This is a genomic window from Allochromatium tepidum (assembly GCF_018409545.1).
Classification (GTDB): Bacteria; Pseudomonadota; Gammaproteobacteria; order Chromatiales; family Chromatiaceae; genus Thermochromatium; species Thermochromatium tepidum_A.
Window position 1 is genome coordinate 1,978,483 of sequence record NZ_AP024563.1, and the last position, 16,708, is coordinate 1,995,190.

At 63.6% G+C, this 16,708-nt stretch carries 16 protein-coding genes and 1 pseudogene; 16 read left to right on the forward strand and 1 reads right to left on the reverse strand.

Translation table 11 applies throughout. From position 1 onward, the window contains the following. The first annotated feature begins 50 nt into the window (after positions 1 to 50). From Atep_RS09600 to Atep_RS09615, 4 genes are all read left to right on the forward strand, one after another. Positions 51 to 833, forward strand: a complete 783-nt coding sequence (locus Atep_RS09600) for an alpha/beta fold hydrolase (protein ID WP_213378328.1) — start codon at positions 51 to 53, stop codon at positions 831 to 833. A 54-nt stretch (positions 834 to 887) separates the two neighbouring features. Beyond that, the gene (locus tag Atep_RS09605) at positions 888 to 2,159 is read left to right on the forward strand and encodes an SLC13 family permease (RefSeq protein WP_213378329.1); all 1,272 of its coding nucleotides are present in this window, start codon (positions 888 to 890) and stop codon (positions 2,157 to 2,159) included. Positions 2,160 to 2,238: 79 nt separating this feature from the next. Beyond that, positions 2,239 to 4,173, forward strand: coding sequence for an NADH-quinone oxidoreductase subunit 5 family protein (locus tag Atep_RS09610; protein ID WP_213378330.1), 1,935 nt, complete (start codon positions 2,239 to 2,241; stop codon positions 4,171 to 4,173). Beyond that, positions 4,170 to 5,030 (forward strand): respiratory chain complex I subunit 1 family protein, encoded by an 861-nt coding sequence (locus tag Atep_RS09615; protein ID WP_213378331.1) that lies wholly within the window; start codon positions 4,170 to 4,172, stop codon positions 5,028 to 5,030. Before Atep_RS09610 ends, Atep_RS09615 begins: the two co-directional genes overlap by 4 nt. 26 nt (positions 5,031 to 5,056) lie before the next feature. Here Atep_RS09615 and Atep_RS17020 read toward each other — a convergent pair whose 3' ends face one another. Further along, positions 5,057 to 5,338, reverse strand: coding sequence for a BrnA antitoxin family protein (locus Atep_RS17020; RefSeq protein WP_336511400.1), 282 nt, complete (start codon positions 5,336 to 5,338; stop codon positions 5,057 to 5,059). A 133-nt stretch (positions 5,339 to 5,471) separates the two neighbouring features. Here Atep_RS17020 and Atep_RS09625 point away from each other — a divergent pair, with 133 nt between their 5' ends. From Atep_RS09625 to Atep_RS09680, 12 genes and pseudogenes are all read left to right on the forward strand, one after another. After that, entirely contained in the window at positions 5,472 to 6,947 is a 1,476-nt protein-coding gene (locus Atep_RS09625) for a DNA methyltransferase (protein ID WP_213378332.1), read from the forward strand. A 2-nt stretch (positions 6,948 to 6,949) separates the two neighbouring features. After that, positions 6,950 to 8,041 carry a hypothetical protein gene (locus Atep_RS09630; RefSeq protein WP_213378333.1) on the forward strand — a complete coding sequence of 364 codons (1,092 nt, stop codon included), beginning with the start codon at positions 6,950 to 6,952 and terminating at the stop codon, positions 8,039 to 8,041. 278 nt (positions 8,042 to 8,319) lie between these two features. Beyond that, a pseudogene (locus tag Atep_RS09635) lies at positions 8,320 to 9,022 on the forward strand (IS256 family transposase); the annotation flags it as partial. Positions 9,023 to 9,236: 214 nt separating this feature from the next. Then, on the forward strand, positions 9,237 to 9,722 hold the full coding sequence (locus tag Atep_RS09640) for an NADH-quinone oxidoreductase subunit B family protein (protein WP_213378334.1): 486 nt from the start codon (positions 9,237 to 9,239) through the stop codon (positions 9,720 to 9,722). Further along, complete coding sequence (locus tag Atep_RS09645) at positions 9,719 to 10,123, forward strand: NADH-quinone oxidoreductase subunit C (RefSeq protein WP_213378335.1); 405 nt, start codon at positions 9,719 to 9,721, stop codon at positions 10,121 to 10,123. Before Atep_RS09640 ends, Atep_RS09645 begins: the two co-directional genes overlap by 4 nt. A gap of 3 nt (positions 10,124 to 10,126) precedes the next feature. Further along, positions 10,127 to 11,209 carry a hydrogenase large subunit gene (locus tag Atep_RS09650; protein ID WP_213378336.1) on the forward strand — a complete coding sequence of 361 codons (1,083 nt, stop codon included), beginning with the start codon at positions 10,127 to 10,129 and terminating at the stop codon, positions 11,207 to 11,209. Positions 11,210 to 11,214: 5 nt separating this feature from the next. Next, the gene (locus Atep_RS09655) at positions 11,215 to 11,658 is read left to right on the forward strand and encodes a 4Fe-4S binding protein (protein WP_213378337.1); all 444 of its coding nucleotides are present in this window, start codon (positions 11,215 to 11,217) and stop codon (positions 11,656 to 11,658) included. Between the two features lie 197 nt (positions 11,659 to 11,855). Continuing rightward, positions 11,856 to 12,521, forward strand: a complete 666-nt coding sequence (gene phoU / locus Atep_RS09660) for a phosphate signaling complex protein PhoU (protein WP_213378338.1) — start codon at positions 11,856 to 11,858, stop codon at positions 12,519 to 12,521. 52 nt (positions 12,522 to 12,573) lie between these two features. Next, the gene (locus Atep_RS09665) at positions 12,574 to 13,041 is read left to right on the forward strand and encodes a DUF389 domain-containing protein (protein ID WP_213378339.1); all 468 of its coding nucleotides are present in this window, start codon (positions 12,574 to 12,576) and stop codon (positions 13,039 to 13,041) included. 12 nt (positions 13,042 to 13,053) lie between these two features. Further along, on the forward strand, positions 13,054 to 15,063 hold the full coding sequence (gene hyfB, locus Atep_RS09670; RefSeq protein ID WP_213378340.1) for a hydrogenase 4 subunit B: 2,010 nt from the start codon (positions 13,054 to 13,056) through the stop codon (positions 15,061 to 15,063). After that, positions 15,060 to 16,007: a respiratory chain complex I subunit 1 family protein gene (locus tag Atep_RS09675; RefSeq protein WP_213378341.1), complete on the forward strand. Its 948-nt coding sequence runs from the start codon at positions 15,060 to 15,062 to the stop codon at positions 16,005 to 16,007. Before hyfB ends, Atep_RS09675 begins: the two co-directional genes overlap by 4 nt. Continuing rightward, positions 16,004 to 16,678 (forward strand): formate hydrogenlyase, encoded by a 675-nt coding sequence (locus Atep_RS09680; RefSeq protein WP_213378342.1) that lies wholly within the window; start codon positions 16,004 to 16,006, stop codon positions 16,676 to 16,678. The genes Atep_RS09675 and Atep_RS09680 overlap by 4 nt, the downstream gene beginning before the upstream one ends. Positions 16,679 to 16,708 lie beyond the last annotated feature (30 nt).

Here is a 16,708-nt window from a genome sequence, read left to right on the forward strand (position 1 = left end):
TTTAGAATCCGGATTCTCACACCTGTCCATCGAGCCGATCCGACACCCCCATGCCCACTGCCCATCAAGCTCTCGATCACTGGCTGAGCACGCTCGGCCCATTGCGGCTCGCTTTAGAGGGGCGTGTGGGCTGGGAGTTCGGCACCCTGTTCGCCGCGCAACCCTGGCTCGCCCAATCGCCTCGGGGCGACGGGCATCCGGTGCTGGTGCTGCCGCGTTTTCTCGGCTGCGACCTTTCCACCCAGCCGCTGCGCGATTTTCTCGCTCGACTCGGCTATCGCGCCGAACCCTGGGGGCTGGGCGTCAATCTGGGGCCGCGCGCCGGTGTCATGGACGCCTGTCTGGAGCGGCTGGAGCACCTGTACGCGACCCACGGATGCCGGGTCAGTCTGATCGGCTGGAGCCTGGGCGGACTCTATGCGCGTGAGCTGGCCAAGGAAGCGCCGGAGCAGGTTCGGCTGGTCATCACGCTCGGCTCGCCCTTCGCGGGCGACCAGTCGGACCCGAGCGAACTCTGGCAACTCCAAGAACGGATGACCGGCGAGCCTGTCGGTCTGCCGCTGCGTCACGGCCCGCTCGACCAGGCACCGCCCGTGCCGACGACCTCCATCTTCAGCCGCAGCGACGGCATCGTCCACTGGACCGACAGCCTCGAACACGAAGGCCCCATCACCGAGAACATCCTGGTCGAATCCAGCCATCTCGGGCTGGCGTTCAATCCGCTCTCTCTCCACGCCATCGCCGACCGGCTGGCGCAACCCGAGGGTGCCTGGCGTCCGTTCGAGCGCACCGGCGCGCGCGCCTGGCTCTATCCGAATCCGCCTCGCGCCTGATCGCGCTCCCGACTGCTCCATCCACGCCATCGACAACCGACCCGGCCCGCCGCCTTGACCACGCTCATCGTCCTCGTCTTCCTGCTGGTCTATCTCGGACTCTTCCTCGGCGGTCTGCCCTTCCTGCAACTGGACCGCACCGGGGTGGCGCTGCTCGGGGCGATCGTGCTGCTGGCGACCGATGTCGTCGACATGGATCAGGTGTGGGAGGCCGTGCATCCGCCGACACTGGCCTTGCTGTTCGCCTTCATGGTGATCTCGGCGCAACTGCGTCTGAGCGGTTTCTACGACTGGGTGGTGTGGCGGCTCGATCGCTTCGACCTGCCGCCCTCGGCCCTGCTGGGTGCGGTGATCCTGGCCTCGGCGCTGCTCTCGGCGGTGTTCAGCAACGATATCGTCTGTCTGGCGATGGCGCCGGTGCTGGCCGACGCCTGCCGCGCGCGCCGGCTCGATCCGGTGCCCTTTCTGCTCGCGCTCGCCTGTGCCGCCAATCTCGGCTCGGCGGCGACCCTGATCGGCAATCCGCAAAACATGCTGATCGGCGAGCGGCTGGGGCTGGATTTCGGCGGCTATCTGCGTCTGGCCGCCGTGCCGGTCGGACTCGGGCTGGCGGCGACCTGGGTGATCATCCTGCTCGGACTCTCGCGCCGGCGCCGGCATTTGGCCGCGCCCGCGCCCATGGCGGCGAACCCGGAGCCGGAGACCGAGGCGACGAGCCACCGACAACGCGCGGAGGATCAGGCGCCCGGACTCGATCGCCGGCAGACGCTCAAAGGGCTGGGTGTGGCGGGCGTGCTCCTGCTGGCCTTTCTGTTCGCACCCTGGCCGCGCGATCTGCTGGCGCTCGCCGGGGCGGGTCTGCTGCTGACGAGCCGACGTCTGCACTCGCACCGGATGCTGGGTCTGGTCGACTGGCAACTGCTGGTGCTCTTCGTCGGGCTCTTCATCGTCAATCACGCGCTCCAGGAGACCGGACTGCCGGCCCAGGCGATCACGGCCCTCGCCGGTCTGGGGATGGATCTGCACGACCCGGCGCCGCTGTTCGGCGCCGGCGCCATACTCAGCAATCTGGTCTCCAACGTGCCGGCGGTGATGCTCCTGCTGCCGGCGGCGACCGAACCCATGAGCGGCCCGATACTGGCCCTGTCGAGCACGCTGGCGGGCAATCTGCTGATCGTCAGCAGCATCGCCAACATCATCGTCGTCCAGGCCGCCGCGCGGCAGGGGTTGCTGATCGACTGGCGCGCCCATGCGCGGGTCGGCCTTCCGGTCACGCTGACCACGCTCGCCATCGCGGCCCTATGGCTGGGCGTCCTCCAGGGCTAGGCGATCCACTCGATGCGGCGTACCATGCCGCTTCGATCTTCCGCGCGACCTCCATTCCTCACTCAAAGGACGCGGTTCCATGTACTCGATCGGCTTGCTCATCCTCTTTCCGCTGCTGGCGGGCCTCGCCATCGCCCGCGCGCCCGACAGCACGGTCCGCGCCCAGCGGGTCCGGTGGTCGGCCGGGGCCATCGCCGTGGCGACCATCCTGCTGACCCTGTTGCATCCGGGCCTGGGGCCTGAGTTCTATTCCGTCCCCGGCTGGCTGCTGTGGACGCTCGACCGTTTCTTCATGCTCGCCGGTGTGGCGCTCGCCCTGGTGTTGCTGTACTTCTGCCGACGCATCCTGGCGCGCGAGTGGTACATCCCGGTGTTGATCCTGCTTCAGACCGGGCTGATGCTGAGCGCCGAACTGGCGCCCGTCCATCCCGAGGTCGCGCACCCCTTCTACATCGACAGCTTCACCCTGCTGATGGCGCTCATCGTCGGCGTGGTCGGTGGGCTGATCTGTCTGCACGCCGTGCAATACATGCGCGACTATCACACCCATGAGCACGAGGTCGCCGATCGCCAGCCGGCGTTCTATTTCATGGTGTTCCTGTTCCTGGCCGCGATGTTCGGCATCGTCTTCACCAACCACCTCACCTGGCTGTTCGTGTTCTGGGAGGTGACGACGCTGTGTTCGTTCTGGCTGATCTCGTACTCGGGGACGGACGAGGCGATCCGCAACGGCTTTCGCGCGCTCGGGCTGAACCTGATCGGCGGCGTCACCTTCGCGGCGGCGATCGCCTGGCTGACCTATGGGCCCGGACTGCACACCTGGGAGCTGGACCGGCTGGTCGCCGCCGGTAGTGCGCCGGCCCTGATCCCGGCGGCACTGATCGCGGTCGCCGGACTGGCCAAGTCGGCACAACTGCCCTTCTCCTCCTGGCTGCTCGGGGCCATGGTCGCGCCGACGCCGATCTCGGCGCTGCTGCATTCGAGCACCATGGTCAAGGCGGGCGTCTTCCTGCTGGTCAAGCTGTCGCCGGTCTTCCACGATACCGTCGCCGGACTGCTGCTGTCGCTCATCGGCGGCGTCACCTTCCTCGTCACCTCCCTGGTCGCGGTCAACCAGCGCAACGCCAAGCGGGTGCTGGCCTATTCGACCATCGCCAATCTGGGCCTGATCGTGATGTGTGCCGGCGTGGGCACGGCGGCGGCGATGTGGGCGGCGATCCTGCTGATCCTGTTCCATGCGGTGGCCAAGGCGCTGCTGTTCCTGGCCGTGGGCACCACCGAGCATCTGATCGGCAGTCGCGACATCGAGGACATGGAAGGCATGGTCTACCGCCGTCCCGAGATGGCGGCGATGCTCTTGGTCGGCATCCTGGGCATGTTCCTGGCGCCGTTCGGGATGTTGCTGAGCAAGTACACCACCTTCCAGGCGTTCCTCAACATGGACGTGATGCTCGGCGACGGGCTGATGCTGGCGGCGATCCTGGCCTTCGGCAGTGCGCCGACGCTGTTCTTCTGGAGCAAGTGGATGGGTAAGCTGGTGGCGATGCCGCGCCGGCCGCAACCGAGCACCGAGCCGATCGCGCGCGATGAGCTGCTGGCCCTCGGCGTGCTGACCGTCATCACCTATGTCGCCTGTGCGCTCTTTCCGCTGGCCGACAAGGTGTTCGTCATCCCCTACACACATTATCTGGCCGTGCTGGGTCTGATCCCGGACGTGCAGGCCGTCATCCCCTGGGAGACCGTCTGGCTCATGACCCTGATGCTCGGCGTGCTGTTCGTGCTGCCGCTGCTGTTCTGGCGGCGACCGCCCAGGTTCGCCGAGGTCAGCGGCTATCTGAGCGGGGCCAATGTCGACGGCAGTGCTTCGTATCGCGGGGCGATGGGGGCCGAGCGGATGGTCGAGAGTCGGGGCTATTACATGACGGGTTTCTTCCATGAGACGACCCTGCTCCGCTACGGCGGTCTGGGCACGGCGGCGCTGATCGCGCTCATGATCGGGGGGGCGGCGCTATGAATACCCATGCCTGGTGGCTCGCCGGTGCCTTCGTCGTGCTGGGTCCGCTGGTCGGCGCCCTGCTCGCCGGCATCGACCGACGGCTGACGGCGCGGATGCAGTCGCGTCAGGGTCCGCCGATCCTGCAACCGGTCTACGACGTGCTCAAGCTGTTCGAGAAGGACACCCTGGTCGTGACCCGGTTGCAGACGCTCTATCTGTGGTTCTTTCTGCTCTTCATGGTCATCTCGGGGTTCATCCTGTTTCTGGGCAGTGATCTGCTGCTCAGTCTGTTCGCCCTGACCGTGTCCGGGATCTTCCTGTGTCTGGCGGCCTATTCGACCAACTCGCCCTACAGCAACATCGGTTCATCGCGCGAGCTGATGCTGATGATGGCCTATGAGCCGATGCTGATCCTGGTGCCGCTCGGGTTCTATCTGACCACCGACAGTTTCCGGGTCGCCGACATCGTCGCCGGCAGTCCCTGGCAGGTGCTGCAACTCTCCGGCATTCTGGTCGGCTTTCTGTTCGTGCTGACGATCAAGCTGCGCAAGTCGCCGTTCGATCTCAGTACCTCGCATCATGGGCATCAGGAGCTGGTCAAGGGGTTGACCACGGACTTCTCGGGCAGTGATCTGGCGCTGGTCGAGATCGCGCACTGGTACGAGAACGTGATCCTGCTCGGCTGGCTGTATCTGTTCTTCGCGCCTTGGGGGCCGTGGCTGGCGTTGCCGATCGCCTTCGGGCTGTTCTTCGTCGAGGTGCTGGTCGACAACACCCATGCGCGCCTGACCTGGTCGAGCACGCTCAAGGCGACCTGGTGGGTGACGCTGCTGGCGGGTGTGACCAATCTCATGCTGTTGCCTCTGGTGGTGTGAAGCAATGGGCTTCGGCGGCCTGACGATCAGCGAGAGGCGACATACTCGCGCAGCACGGCATCGATGCGCGTCTGCCAACCCGGGCCTTCAGCCTTGAAATAGTCGACCACTTCCGGCGAAAGGCGGATGGAGACCGGCTGTTTGGTCGCGTCGGCCTTTGGGCGTCCGGGCAGGCGGGTGAGCGGACGGAGCTTGCTCAGTTCTTCATCGGTCAGTTCATGGTGTCGGGATCCGCCGCGATACCTTCGCGGATGCGTGCGTCTTCTTCCTCGCTGTTCAGGAGTATGAAAAGCAGGCCAGCGAAGTATCTTTTACCTGAGCGCGAAGGCAGCTAACAATTCATTCCACCGGACTTGCGCGAAAAGCCGCACAGGCCGGTGAATTCAGACGTTAGGCAGACAAATAACCAACCGCACTAAAGCGCTGAGGCTCAAATTTTCAATGCAACTTACCTTCTCTGAACTCGTTACTCCTCCGCCGTTAAATACTCTTGCTGATCCAGCGGCATATCGAGGGCTTTATGCCTTCCACAAATACTGGGGCAAGAAGCCGGCTGAACCGATGCGTTACCTGATTCAACAGCTTTGCCCGGAAGGCGGGCTGGTAGTTGACCCGTTTCTCGGTTCTGGAATTTCAGCACTGGAGGCGATTCGTTTGAATCGGCGCGTGGTCGGCATAGACATTAACCCCGCTGCTGTCCGGCTGACTCGAATGCTGGTTTCTCCGCCGCCGGCAGCCCTGCTTCATAAGGCGTTCCAGCGTGTGAGCGCGGTAGTTAAAGAGGCCATTCTCGATAGCTACGCCACAGTGCAGAAGAAGCCCGCCACGCATTACGTCTGGCGCAATGGCATGATGGAAAAGGTCTGGCTGACGAACGGGAAGAGATGCAGCCGTGTGGAGTTACAGCCAAGCGAACAGGACATCGCGCTCGCCGAGCGGTTCGAGTCCTATCAGCCGCAGCGGTTGCGCGCGCCGCGATTTTTCACGAACTCGCGCATCAATTCCTCGCCGTCGCTCAAGATGAAAGACCTGTTCACCGGCCGGGCACTGCGTAACATCGAACTCCTGTTGGCTGGGATTGATGACTTACCGGTTGCAGAACAAGAACCAATGCGGCTCGCGTTGACGGCAGCGGTCGGTCAGATGAGCAAGATGGTCTTCGCCATCACGGGTCGAGGAAAAACGACCGGCGCAAGGAGCGAGAAGATGGAAGTCGGCTCGTGGGTGATTGGCTACTGGCGGCCCAAACAGCATTTTGAAATCAACGTGTGGAATTGTTTTGAGCGCCGCGTACAGAAGCTCATCAAGGCGGTGGCGGAATCAGAATCCGCTCATATCACAGCCAAAGCTGGCCAGATCCTAACGGTTTGCGACGGTGATGCCGATTACGCGATTCTGAATGACGATTGTCTCGCGCTACTTCCACAGCTTCGCGACAAGTCGGTTGATTTGGTAATTACCGACCCACCGCATGGCGACCGCATTCCGTATCTGGAACTATCGGAAATATGGAACGTCATCCTTGACGAAGAACCACCGTTTGAATCGGAAATCGTGGTGTCGAACGCCAAGGAGCGCGGGAAGAAGACACTCGCCTACAATGAGGCCATGTCGCGGTTTTTGGAAATCGCGAGTCGCAAGTTGACCGACAACGGTTTCCTTGTGCTGTTCTTCAATGCGCGGACGGAAGCGAGCTGGAAATTCCTAGGTAGCTTTAACAACAGCGCAGACACCGCAGGAATGACGTATTGCGGTTGCTTCCCGCTGGTTTATTCGGCGGCGTCGGTTGTGCAGGATAACCGGGACGGAGCGTTGCGCACGGATTATGGCCTCGTCTTCTCCCGCGCGGCGGCTGCATCTCATTCGCTCGCCGATATCCCGGGTTGGAGTTTCACTCTGCCCACGCCAAAGGAATAATCATGCCGCTGAGTTTCGCCCAAGCCGACGCCCTGTTTCGCCAAGACAAATTGAACGAGCTTGTTGCCGATGCCGAGGGACTCCGCTTCCTCAAGCTGCGCTCTTTGAATCGCACAGAATATCTCGAACGCCTGTTCCAGTCGGCGTGCATCGCACGACCGGACGTTGGCGCACGTCAGTTGTTCGAGGCTGCGTTCAACGCCGGCATCAATGCTCCGGCGATTGAGGCGTGTGCTCGTGACATCTACCGAGATGAGCGTGAACAACGCCGAGCCAACGAAGCGGAGTTGATCAATCAGCTATACCGCGTGCAGGAGTTCAATTGGGGCGGTCTTCACCAGAACAGTCTGGAAAAAACCATCGTTGACAACTATGTGAAGAAAATCACGGATTACGAGACGCTGTGCCGGTGCGTCGAAAACGAGCTGCTAACCAGCCTGCGCGGCTACGTGGTGTGCTCATGGTATAACCACTGGACCTCAATCATAATTGAGGACATTTTCAAAGACCATGCTAACGTTCTGCCAGCCGTTGGCCTGGTGAAGAAGATTGATTTCTTCGTCCGTGACACGCCTTTCGATTTGAAGGTGACGTATCTGCCCGAAGGCTATCTCAAAGAGAAACGGCAAGCAGCCAAACTCCGCCCTGAACTGACGCTGCTAAAGCGCGCCGCTCGCACTTACGGTCTGCCAATTTCCTCTGACTTAGCTGACGCCGTGCTTCTCCAAGATCTTTGGGCGAAAGTGTCAGACCATCCGGCAGCGGAGTGCAAACAACTAATCGTGGAGCTTGTGCATTTCCGAAACACACTTGTCACTGAAATTGAGGCAGACTCAAGCGGCTTGATTCGCTGGCTTTACGAGAATCAGGGCGACCGTCGTTTCGATGCCTCAAACCGCTTGTTTCTCGTGCTCGTCGACCAACGAAACTACTTCGACTCATGGAAACTTAAGCGAGCCAAGCCACTCATGGAAGCCAGAATTCGAAATTACTTGGACGGTTGTGGTAACAATCCCGGACGACGGATTGAGTTTGATTGGGAGGGCGATCGTTATTCGACCCTTTCAGACGCGATAATTGTGCGTCATCAGTAACTGCCCAACCAATCGTTCCAGCGGACGCGCGAAAAGCCGCGCGCCGCTGAACTCAAACGTTATGCAACAAGACAAAGAGGGAATATATGCCTGAAGCAAAAATAATTTTCTGGGACGTAGAGCATGGTCATGCTTCATACCTCTGCACCCCAAATGGGAGACATATCGTTATTGACCTTGGCACAGGTAGCTATGATTCTGGTGATGAATTCAGCCCATTAAATCATCTGAAATACCATTATGGAAAGTTGTGTATCTTTCTTTCTGTAAATTCCGTTCCGCTGGGTGAGGCGCCTTATCTCTTCTTGGACGCCCGTTACGAGCAGGTGCGCCTGGAAGGAAGAATCGTCGATTGCGCCGTCGTGATGGCCGTTGGGATCGCGGCTGGGGGCAGGCGTCGCGTGCTGGGCTGCGAGATTGCCGCATCCGCAGCGGAAAATCGATTGGCGACGGTTTCTCGAAAGCCTTCCGGCCCGTGGCTTGCAGGGGGTGAAGCTGAGCATTGCCGACGACCACGCCGGACTCAAGGCGGCCCGCCGGGCGGTGTTGCCCGCGGTGCCCTGGCAGCGCTGCCGGTTCTACCGGCAATAGAATGCCGGTCACTTCGTTACGCGCCGGGAGGCGAAAAAAACGGTGGCCGCCCAGATGCGCGCCATCTTCAATGCGCCGGATAGAACCGAGGCCGATCGACTGTGGCGGGAGGCGCTTACCCAATGGCGTAAAGACCATCCCAAGCTCGTCCAGTGGGCCGAGGCAGCGATCCCGGACAGTCTCACTGTGTTCGACTTTCCCGCTGAGCACCGCGTGCGGCTGCGCACCACCAACGGTCTGGAGCGGATCAATCGGGAACTGAGACGCCGTACCCGGGTGGCCGGCATCTTCCCGAACCCCGAGTCTTGCCTGCGCCTGGTCTCGGCTCTGCTCGCCGAACCGGACGACGAGTGGATGACCGGCAAGGTCTATCTCAACCTCAACCCGTAACCCCGGCGTCATGACACCCGCCACGAAAATTTACAGAAAAGAGGTTGCACAATCTTTGCACGATCCAAGAACTCCTCGGCCACAGCGATGTTCGCACGACGATGATCTACACTCACACGATACCGAGCGTGACGCTCAAGGAGGCCAAGAGTCCGCTCGACCTCCAGCCTCTATAAACTCAGCCCAAAAGCCTCAGCCCAAAAGCCGGAATTCCATGAGCTTCCTGAAAAAATCCCCCTGGGTGCTCCATTACGCGGCCACGAGCTGCAATGGGTGCGACATCGAGCTGCTGGCCTGTCTGACGCCGACCTATGACGTCGAACGCTTCGGTATCGTCAACACCGGTAATCCCAAACATGCCGACATCTTCCTCGTGACAGGCTCGGTCAACGAGGAATCGCGCAAGGTGGTCGAGAACCTCTATGCGCAGATGCCCGACCCCAAGGTCGTGGTCGCCATCGGCGCCTGCGCCCTGAGCGGCGGCATCTTCCGCGACGCCTACAACGTCTATGGCGGAATCGATCAGGTGATTCCGGTCGATGTCTATGTCCCCGGCTGCGCGGCGCGTCCCGAGAGCATCATCGACGGTATCGTCCAGGCGCTCGACATCCTGGAGCAGCGCGCCAGGGAGCGTAAACGTCAACGCAAGGTCGTGCGCCGGGATCACGGCGACTTCGAACAGCAGATGGTGAATCCATGAGCCTCGACGAGCCATTCAACGAACTGACACTCGACCAATGGGTGCCGACCGCCGAACAGCACCAACGCGACGGCTTCCGGCTGGTGCAGATGACCGGCACCGCGCGCGCCGATCATTTCGAGATCCTGATCAGCTATGAGCAGGACTACCGCTGCACCCACTACCGCGTCCAGCTCCCACGCGACCCGCTACCCGAGCTGCCGAGCCTGAGCGCCATCTTCCCCGCCGCCTTCACCTATGAGAATGAACTCAAAGACCTATTCGGCCTGAGTTTTCCGGGACTGACGGTCGACTATGGCGGCAACTTCCTGCGCACCAAGACCAAGCTCCCCTTCTCGGGCGAGGTGACGATCAAGAAGGAGTCCGCGAAGCCGGCGGCCAAGTCCGCCCCGGAGACCTGAGCCATGTCCAACACCACCATCGTCCCCTTCGGTCCGCAGCATCCGGTACTGCCCGAGCCGATCCATCTGGATCTGGAACTCGACGACGAGCGCGTCGTGCGCGCCCTGCCCTCGATCGGCTATGTGCATCGCGGTCTCGAACTGCTCGCCGAGCGTTACGACTTCATCGAAATGGCCAATGTCGCCGAGCGCATCTGCGGCATCTGTAGCTTCATCCACGGTCAGGGCTACTGCCAGGGCGTCGAGCAACTGATGGGCGTCGAGGTGCCGCCGCGCGCCGCTTATCTGCGCACGGTCTGGGCCGAGATCTCGCGCATCCAGAGCCATTTGCTGTGGCTGGGTCTGGCCGCCGACGCGCTCGGCTACGAGAGCCTGTTCCAGCACAGTTGGCGTATCCGCGAGATGATGGTCGACATCATCGAGGAGACCACCGGCGGGCGCATCATCTTCGGTGTGTGCAAGGTCGGCGGGATTCGCAAGGATGTCGACGACGAGACCTTGCGCGGCGTGCGGCGCCGGATCGGCGAGATCCGCACCGCCTTCGACGAGATCGCGACCATCTTCCGTGACGATCCGACAGTCAGACAGCGCACCGTCGGGGTCGGACTCCTGAGCGCGGCGGATGCGCACGCGCTCGGCGCCGTGGGCCCGGTGCTGCGCGCCAGCGGCGTGGCGCACGACACGCGCCGTCTCGGCTATGCCGCCTATGGCGAGCTGGACTGGGAGCCGATCATCGAGCAGGACGGCGACTGCTATGCGCGCTGTCTGGTGCGGGTGCGCGAGGTCGATCAATCGTTCGATCTCATCACCCAGTGTCTCGACCGGATGCCGGCGGGCGAGGTCGAGATCTCGGTCAAGGGCAAGCGACCCAAGGGCGAGGCGATGTTCCGGCTCGAACAGCCGCGCGGCGAGGTCTGCTACTACATCAGCGCCGACGGCAAGAAGAACCTGGACCGCTTCCGGGTGCGCACCCCGACCTTCGCCAACATCGCCCCACTGATCCACATGCTCAGGGGCTGCGAGCTGGCCGACGTGCCGGTCATCGTGTTGACCATCGACCCCTGTGTGAGCTGCAACGAGAGGTGATCCGCATGTCCTGGTCCTGGTCGATCCAGCCCATCTCATCCCTGGTGACGCGCAGTGCGCTCGCCAAACCGGCCACGCGCCCCTATCCGGTCGAGCGCCGCACGCCCTATGCCCGCACGCGCGGTCATATCGAGTTTCGGATCGACGACTGTAACTTCTGCACCATCTGCGCCCACAAGTGCCCGACGCTGGCCATTCAGGTCAACAAGCAGGACAAGACCTGGGCCATCGACCACAGCCGCTGCATCCTGTGCGGCATCTGCGTCGAGGACTGCCGCGAGGGCTGTATCACCCTCAGCCCGCTGCCCTGCCCGCCCATGCGCGCCAAGGAGGTGTTGAGCTTCCGTCAGGAGCACGCCCCGCCGCCTCCGCGTGAGACTGTCGCTGTAGAGCCGCCGTCACGCACCTCGGAACCCCGTCGTTCGGACAACTCGGTCTCGAGTCCTTGACGTGGATCATGACGATCTGGGCCATGCCTCATTTCCACGATCTATGCTTGGCAATGGATAGCTGATGGCACGCTCGCCCTGTCGCCGTTGCAGTTTCATTCGCCATCGGACCATCACTGGATTTAAAATGACGCCTCGGAACGGTCGCGTCGAGCCCCGGCTCCGACCGACACACACCCAAGACCGAGGATGGAGCAATGCCCGAGAGCTTGAATCTGGTTCAAAAGAGACGTTCGCACCTACAGGGAGCCGTGGGCGATCTCGGCGCGCGCGTGGTCGAGGCGCTGCATCGATCGGTCGAGTGTCTGAAGACCCAGGACAAGGCGCTGGCCGCCGACATCATCGCCGGCGATCAGCTCATCAACCAGCAGCGCCGTCTGCTGGAGCAGGAATGTCTGGTGACTCTGGCCGCCTACAAACCCGCCGGTGAGGATCTGCGCGCCGTCGGCGCCTGCATGGAGCTGGCCTCCGAACTGGAACGCATCGGTGACTATGCCGCCGACGTCGCCCGCATCATCGAGCGCGACGTCCAGGCGCCCCTGCCCGCCGAGCCGGTCACCGCCATCGTCGAACTGGCCGAGGACGCGATCGACATGCTCGAACAGACCCTGGCCGCCTTCGTCGTCAACGGCAGCGAGGCCACACTGCGCGCGGCGGTCGAAAAGGAATCCGAGGTCGATCGCGAGGAAGACGAGTTCATCGCCCAGGTACTGGAGCGCATGTGCGCCGATGCCGCTTTCGCCGCCACCGGCACCTATCTGCTCTGGATCGTGCACAATTACGAGCGCGTGGCCGATCGCGCCACCAATGTCGCCGAGCGTGCCATCTATGTCGCCTCGGGTCACACACCCGATCTGGATTGAGCCTCAACCGTACCCTTCTCGTTCGCATCCATATTTTCTCGTGGAGTAGTCGATGAAATATGTCGAGGTGATCGCCGGCGCCGGCAGTGCCGAGACCGTGCGCGCGGCCGCCGAGCGCGTCAAGTCGCTCGATGTACGCCTGCTGGGGCCGAATCCGGCGCTCAGTCTCGGCACGGCCCTCGGCGACGTGCCCCTGATACGCCGCTCGGTCAAGACGGTGCCGGTCGGCGTCATGGTCGCCGTGGCCCTGCCGCCGCCGGCGGCGACCGTGGGGCTGATGCTGGGTCAGGGTCATCTCGAACCGGCGCTCGGTGCCTCGCTCTTGCCGGCCATCAACGTGGTGAGCGTCGATCTGGCCGGCAAGGTCGTGTTCTTCTTCAAGGGCGTGCGCCCGCGCAAATGGCTGGAGAAGGAGAAGTCCAAGCGTGCCATGGTGATCTATATACTGGTGTGGATCCCGACTCTGGCCGTGCTGACTCTGGTGGTGCCGGAGCGACAGTATCGGCTGGTGCCGGTCTAGGGTTGGCTGGAGATGCCCGACGCGCCACTCATACTGGCTCTGCTGGCCCTGTGGCTGGCCTTGGGATCGGCGGCCGTCCCGCTACTGGCCGGACGCGAGCCGCGTCTGCTGCGGCTGGCTGCCGTTCCGTTGCTCGGGTTGGCCGGTGGCGTCGCGCTCGCTGCGGGTCTCTGGACGCTGATCGCTGGGACGAACGCGAGCGCCGTCCTGCCGCTGGGTCTGCCCTGGCTACCCTGGCATGTGCGGCTCGATCCGCTCTCCGGCGTCTTTCTCGTCCTCATCGGGTTGGTGACAGGCGCGGTCGGGCTCTATGGACGCGACTATGTACGCCACTTCGAGGGCGGGCGCGAGTCGCTGGTCGCGCTCGGCGGCTTCAGCGGACTGTTCCTGGCCGGAATGCTGCTGGTGGTGCTGGCCGACGACGCCTTCCTGTTCATGATCGCCTGGGAAGTCATGTCCCTGTCGTCCTATTTTCTGGTCGCCTTCCAGCACGAACAGGCCGCCAACCGGCGCGCGGCCTTCCTCTATCTGCTCATGGCCCATGTCGGCGGACTGGCGATCCTGCTCGGCTTTGGGGTACTGGCGGCCTTCGGCGGCGGCTTCGACTTCGACGCCATGCGTGCGGCTGAACTCACACCGCTGTGGGCTGGGGTGGCCTTCGCCCTCGCCTTCCTCGGCTTCGGCATGAAGGCCGGTCTGGCGCCGCTCCATGCCTGGCTGCCGGAGGCGCATCCGGTCGCGCCTTCGCACATCTCGGCGCTCATGTCCGGGGTCATGCTCAAGGTCGCGGTCTATGGCTTCATCCGCACGGTGCTGGATCTCAATGGCGAGGTGCACTGGTCCTGGGGCGTGACCCTGATCGCGGTCGGCGGTCTGTCGGCGCTGGTCGGGGTACTGTTCGCGCTGGTCCAGACCGATCTCAAGCGGTTGCTGGCCTATTCGTCGGTCGAGAATCTGGGGATCGTCTTCATCGCTTTGGGACTGGCGCTGCTGTTCCAGTCCACCGGCCATCCCAATCTGGCCGCGCTGGCCCTGGTCGCGGCGCTCTATCACGCGCTCAATCATGCGCTGTTCAAATCGCTGCTGTTCCTGGGCGCCGGCGCCATCCTGCACAGCACCCACGAGCGCGATCTGGACCAGATGGGCGGCCTGCTGCGGCGGATGCCCTGGACCGGCTCGTTCTTCCTGATCGGCTGTCTGTCGATCTCGGCCCTGCCGCCCTTCAACGGCTTCGTATCGGAATGGCTGATCTTCCAGTCGGCGCTGCAAGCCTGGAATCTGGACAGCGGCGTACTGCGCAGTCTGGTGCCGATCGCCTCGGCGGTGCTGGCGCTCACCGGCGCGCTGGTAGCGGCGACCTTCGTCAAGGTCTACGGCATCGCCTTTCTGGGGCAGGCGCGCTCGCGTCATGTGCGCCGCGCCCGACCCTCGCCCAAGGGGATGTGGGCCGGCCAGGGGCTGCTGGCCGGGCTCTGCGTGCTGTTCGGCGTACTGCCGACCCAGATCCTCGGCCTGCTCGATCCTGTGGCCGACCAGCTACTGGGGACGGGCGTGCCGCAGGCCGGCGCGAACGGCTGGCTGTGGCTGACGCCGATCTCCGCCGAGACCGCCAGCTACAGTGCGCCCCTGACCATCCTGCTGCCGGCCCTGATCGCGGGCACGGCTCTCTGGTGGTTCAAGCGTCGCGCCTCCTGGCGGGTGCGGCGCTGCGATCCCTGGGATTGCGGATTCGCCGCGCCGACGCCCCGGATGCAATACAGCGCCGCCTCCTTCGCCCAGCCGATCCGGCGCGTCTTCGCGCTGCTGTTCCTGATCGACGAGGGCCGGGATCAGGGCGCGGATGGTTCGGTGCGCTACCGGCTCAGGATCGCCGATCGTGCTTGGGGCTGGCTCTATGTGCCGGTGGCGCGCGCGGTCGACAGCTCGGCGCGACGGGTGGCGCGCCTGCAATCGGGCAGCGTGCGCGTCTATCTCGGCTGGACGCTGGTGACGCTGCTCGTGCTGTTGTGGGTCATCTCATGAGTGCCTGGTTCATCGCCCTGCTGCAAGCCCTGCTCTGTGTGGCCCTGGCCCCGCTGCTGGTCGGCTGGGTGCGCCGGGTCAAGGCGCGGCTCCAGAACCGGCGCGGCGCACCCCTGCTCCAGCCCTATGCCGATCTGCGCAAGCTGATGATCAAGGAGACGCGCGTGGCGCACACCGCCTCGCCGCTGTTTCGGGTCGCCCCCTATATCGTCTTCGTCGCCACCTGGCTGGCGTGCGCCACCGTGCCCCTGATCGCGCTCGATTTGCCCACCGCGGGCATCGCCGACATCATCGTGCTGGTGGGGCTGCTGGCGCTGGGGCGCTTCTTCCTCGCCCTGGCCGGGATGGACGTGGGCACGGCCTTCGGCGGGATGGGCGCCTCGCGCGAGATGCTGATCTCGGCGCTGGCCGAGCCGGCACTGCTGATGGCGGTCTTCACCCTGGCCATGACCGCGCACAGCACCAGTCTGGTCGGGGTGATGGAGCATCATCTGACCGATGGCTTCCTGCTGCGCCCGTCCTATCTGTTCGCCTTCGGGGCTCTGGTGCTGGTGGCGCTGGCCGAGTGCGGGCGTATCCCGGTCGACAACCCGACGACGCATCTGGAGCTGACCATGGTCCACGAGGCCATGCTGCTCGAATACACCGGACGCCATCTGGCGCTCATGGAATGGGCGGCCTGGATCAAGCTGCTGCTCTATGGCGTGCTGATCGTCAACGTCTTCCTGCCCTGGGGCATCGCGACCGAGTTCACGCCGGCGGCGCTGGCGCTGGGACTGGTCGCCGTGGTCGTCAAGCTGGCGCTGCTGGGCGCAGCGCTCGCGCTCGGCGAGACGCTGATGGCCAAGATGCGGCTGTTCCGCGTGCCGGGATTTCTGAATCTGGCACTGCTCCTGGGTCTGCTGGGGCTGCTGAGCCATGTGATCCTGGAGGTCGGTGCATGAGTCTGGCTGTGATGCCGCTGCTGCAACAGTTCGTCGTACTGATGGCGGCGCTGGCGCTGTTTCTGTCCTTCGTGCTGCTGGCGCAGACGCGGCTGGTGGCGGCCATCCATGTCTTCGCCTGGCAGGGGGCGCTGGTGGCGGCCGTGACCTTCACCGTGGCCCTGACCGGGCACGCCGGGCATCTCTATTTCTCGGCGCTCCTGACCCTGACCCTCAAGGCGCTGTTGATCCCCTGGATGCTGCATCGTCTGGTGCGCCGTCTGGGGCTGGAGCGCCACACCGAGCATCTGCGGCATCCGGCGCTGGTGGTCATGGCCGGCGTGGCGCTGGTGATCTTCAGCTACTGGCTGGTGCTGCCGATGGTCGAACAGGGGCTGGCCTTCACCCGCAACATCATCGCCGTGAGTCTGGCGCTGGTGCTGATCGGGCTGCTGATGATGGTGTTCCGCCACCAGGCCGTGGCGCAGGTGCTGGGTTTCATGTCGATGGAGAACGGATTGTTCCTGGCCGCCGTCTCCGCGACCTCCGGGATGCCGCTGGTGGTCGAACTGGGCGTGGCCTTCGATCTGCTGGTGGCCATGGTGCTGTTCGGCGTGTTCTTCTTCCAGATCCGCGAGAGTATCGACTCGCTCGATGTCGACCGGCTCAATCGGTTGAAGGAGGTGGAGTAGATGGACCGCGCACGACTCTGCGACTCCGAC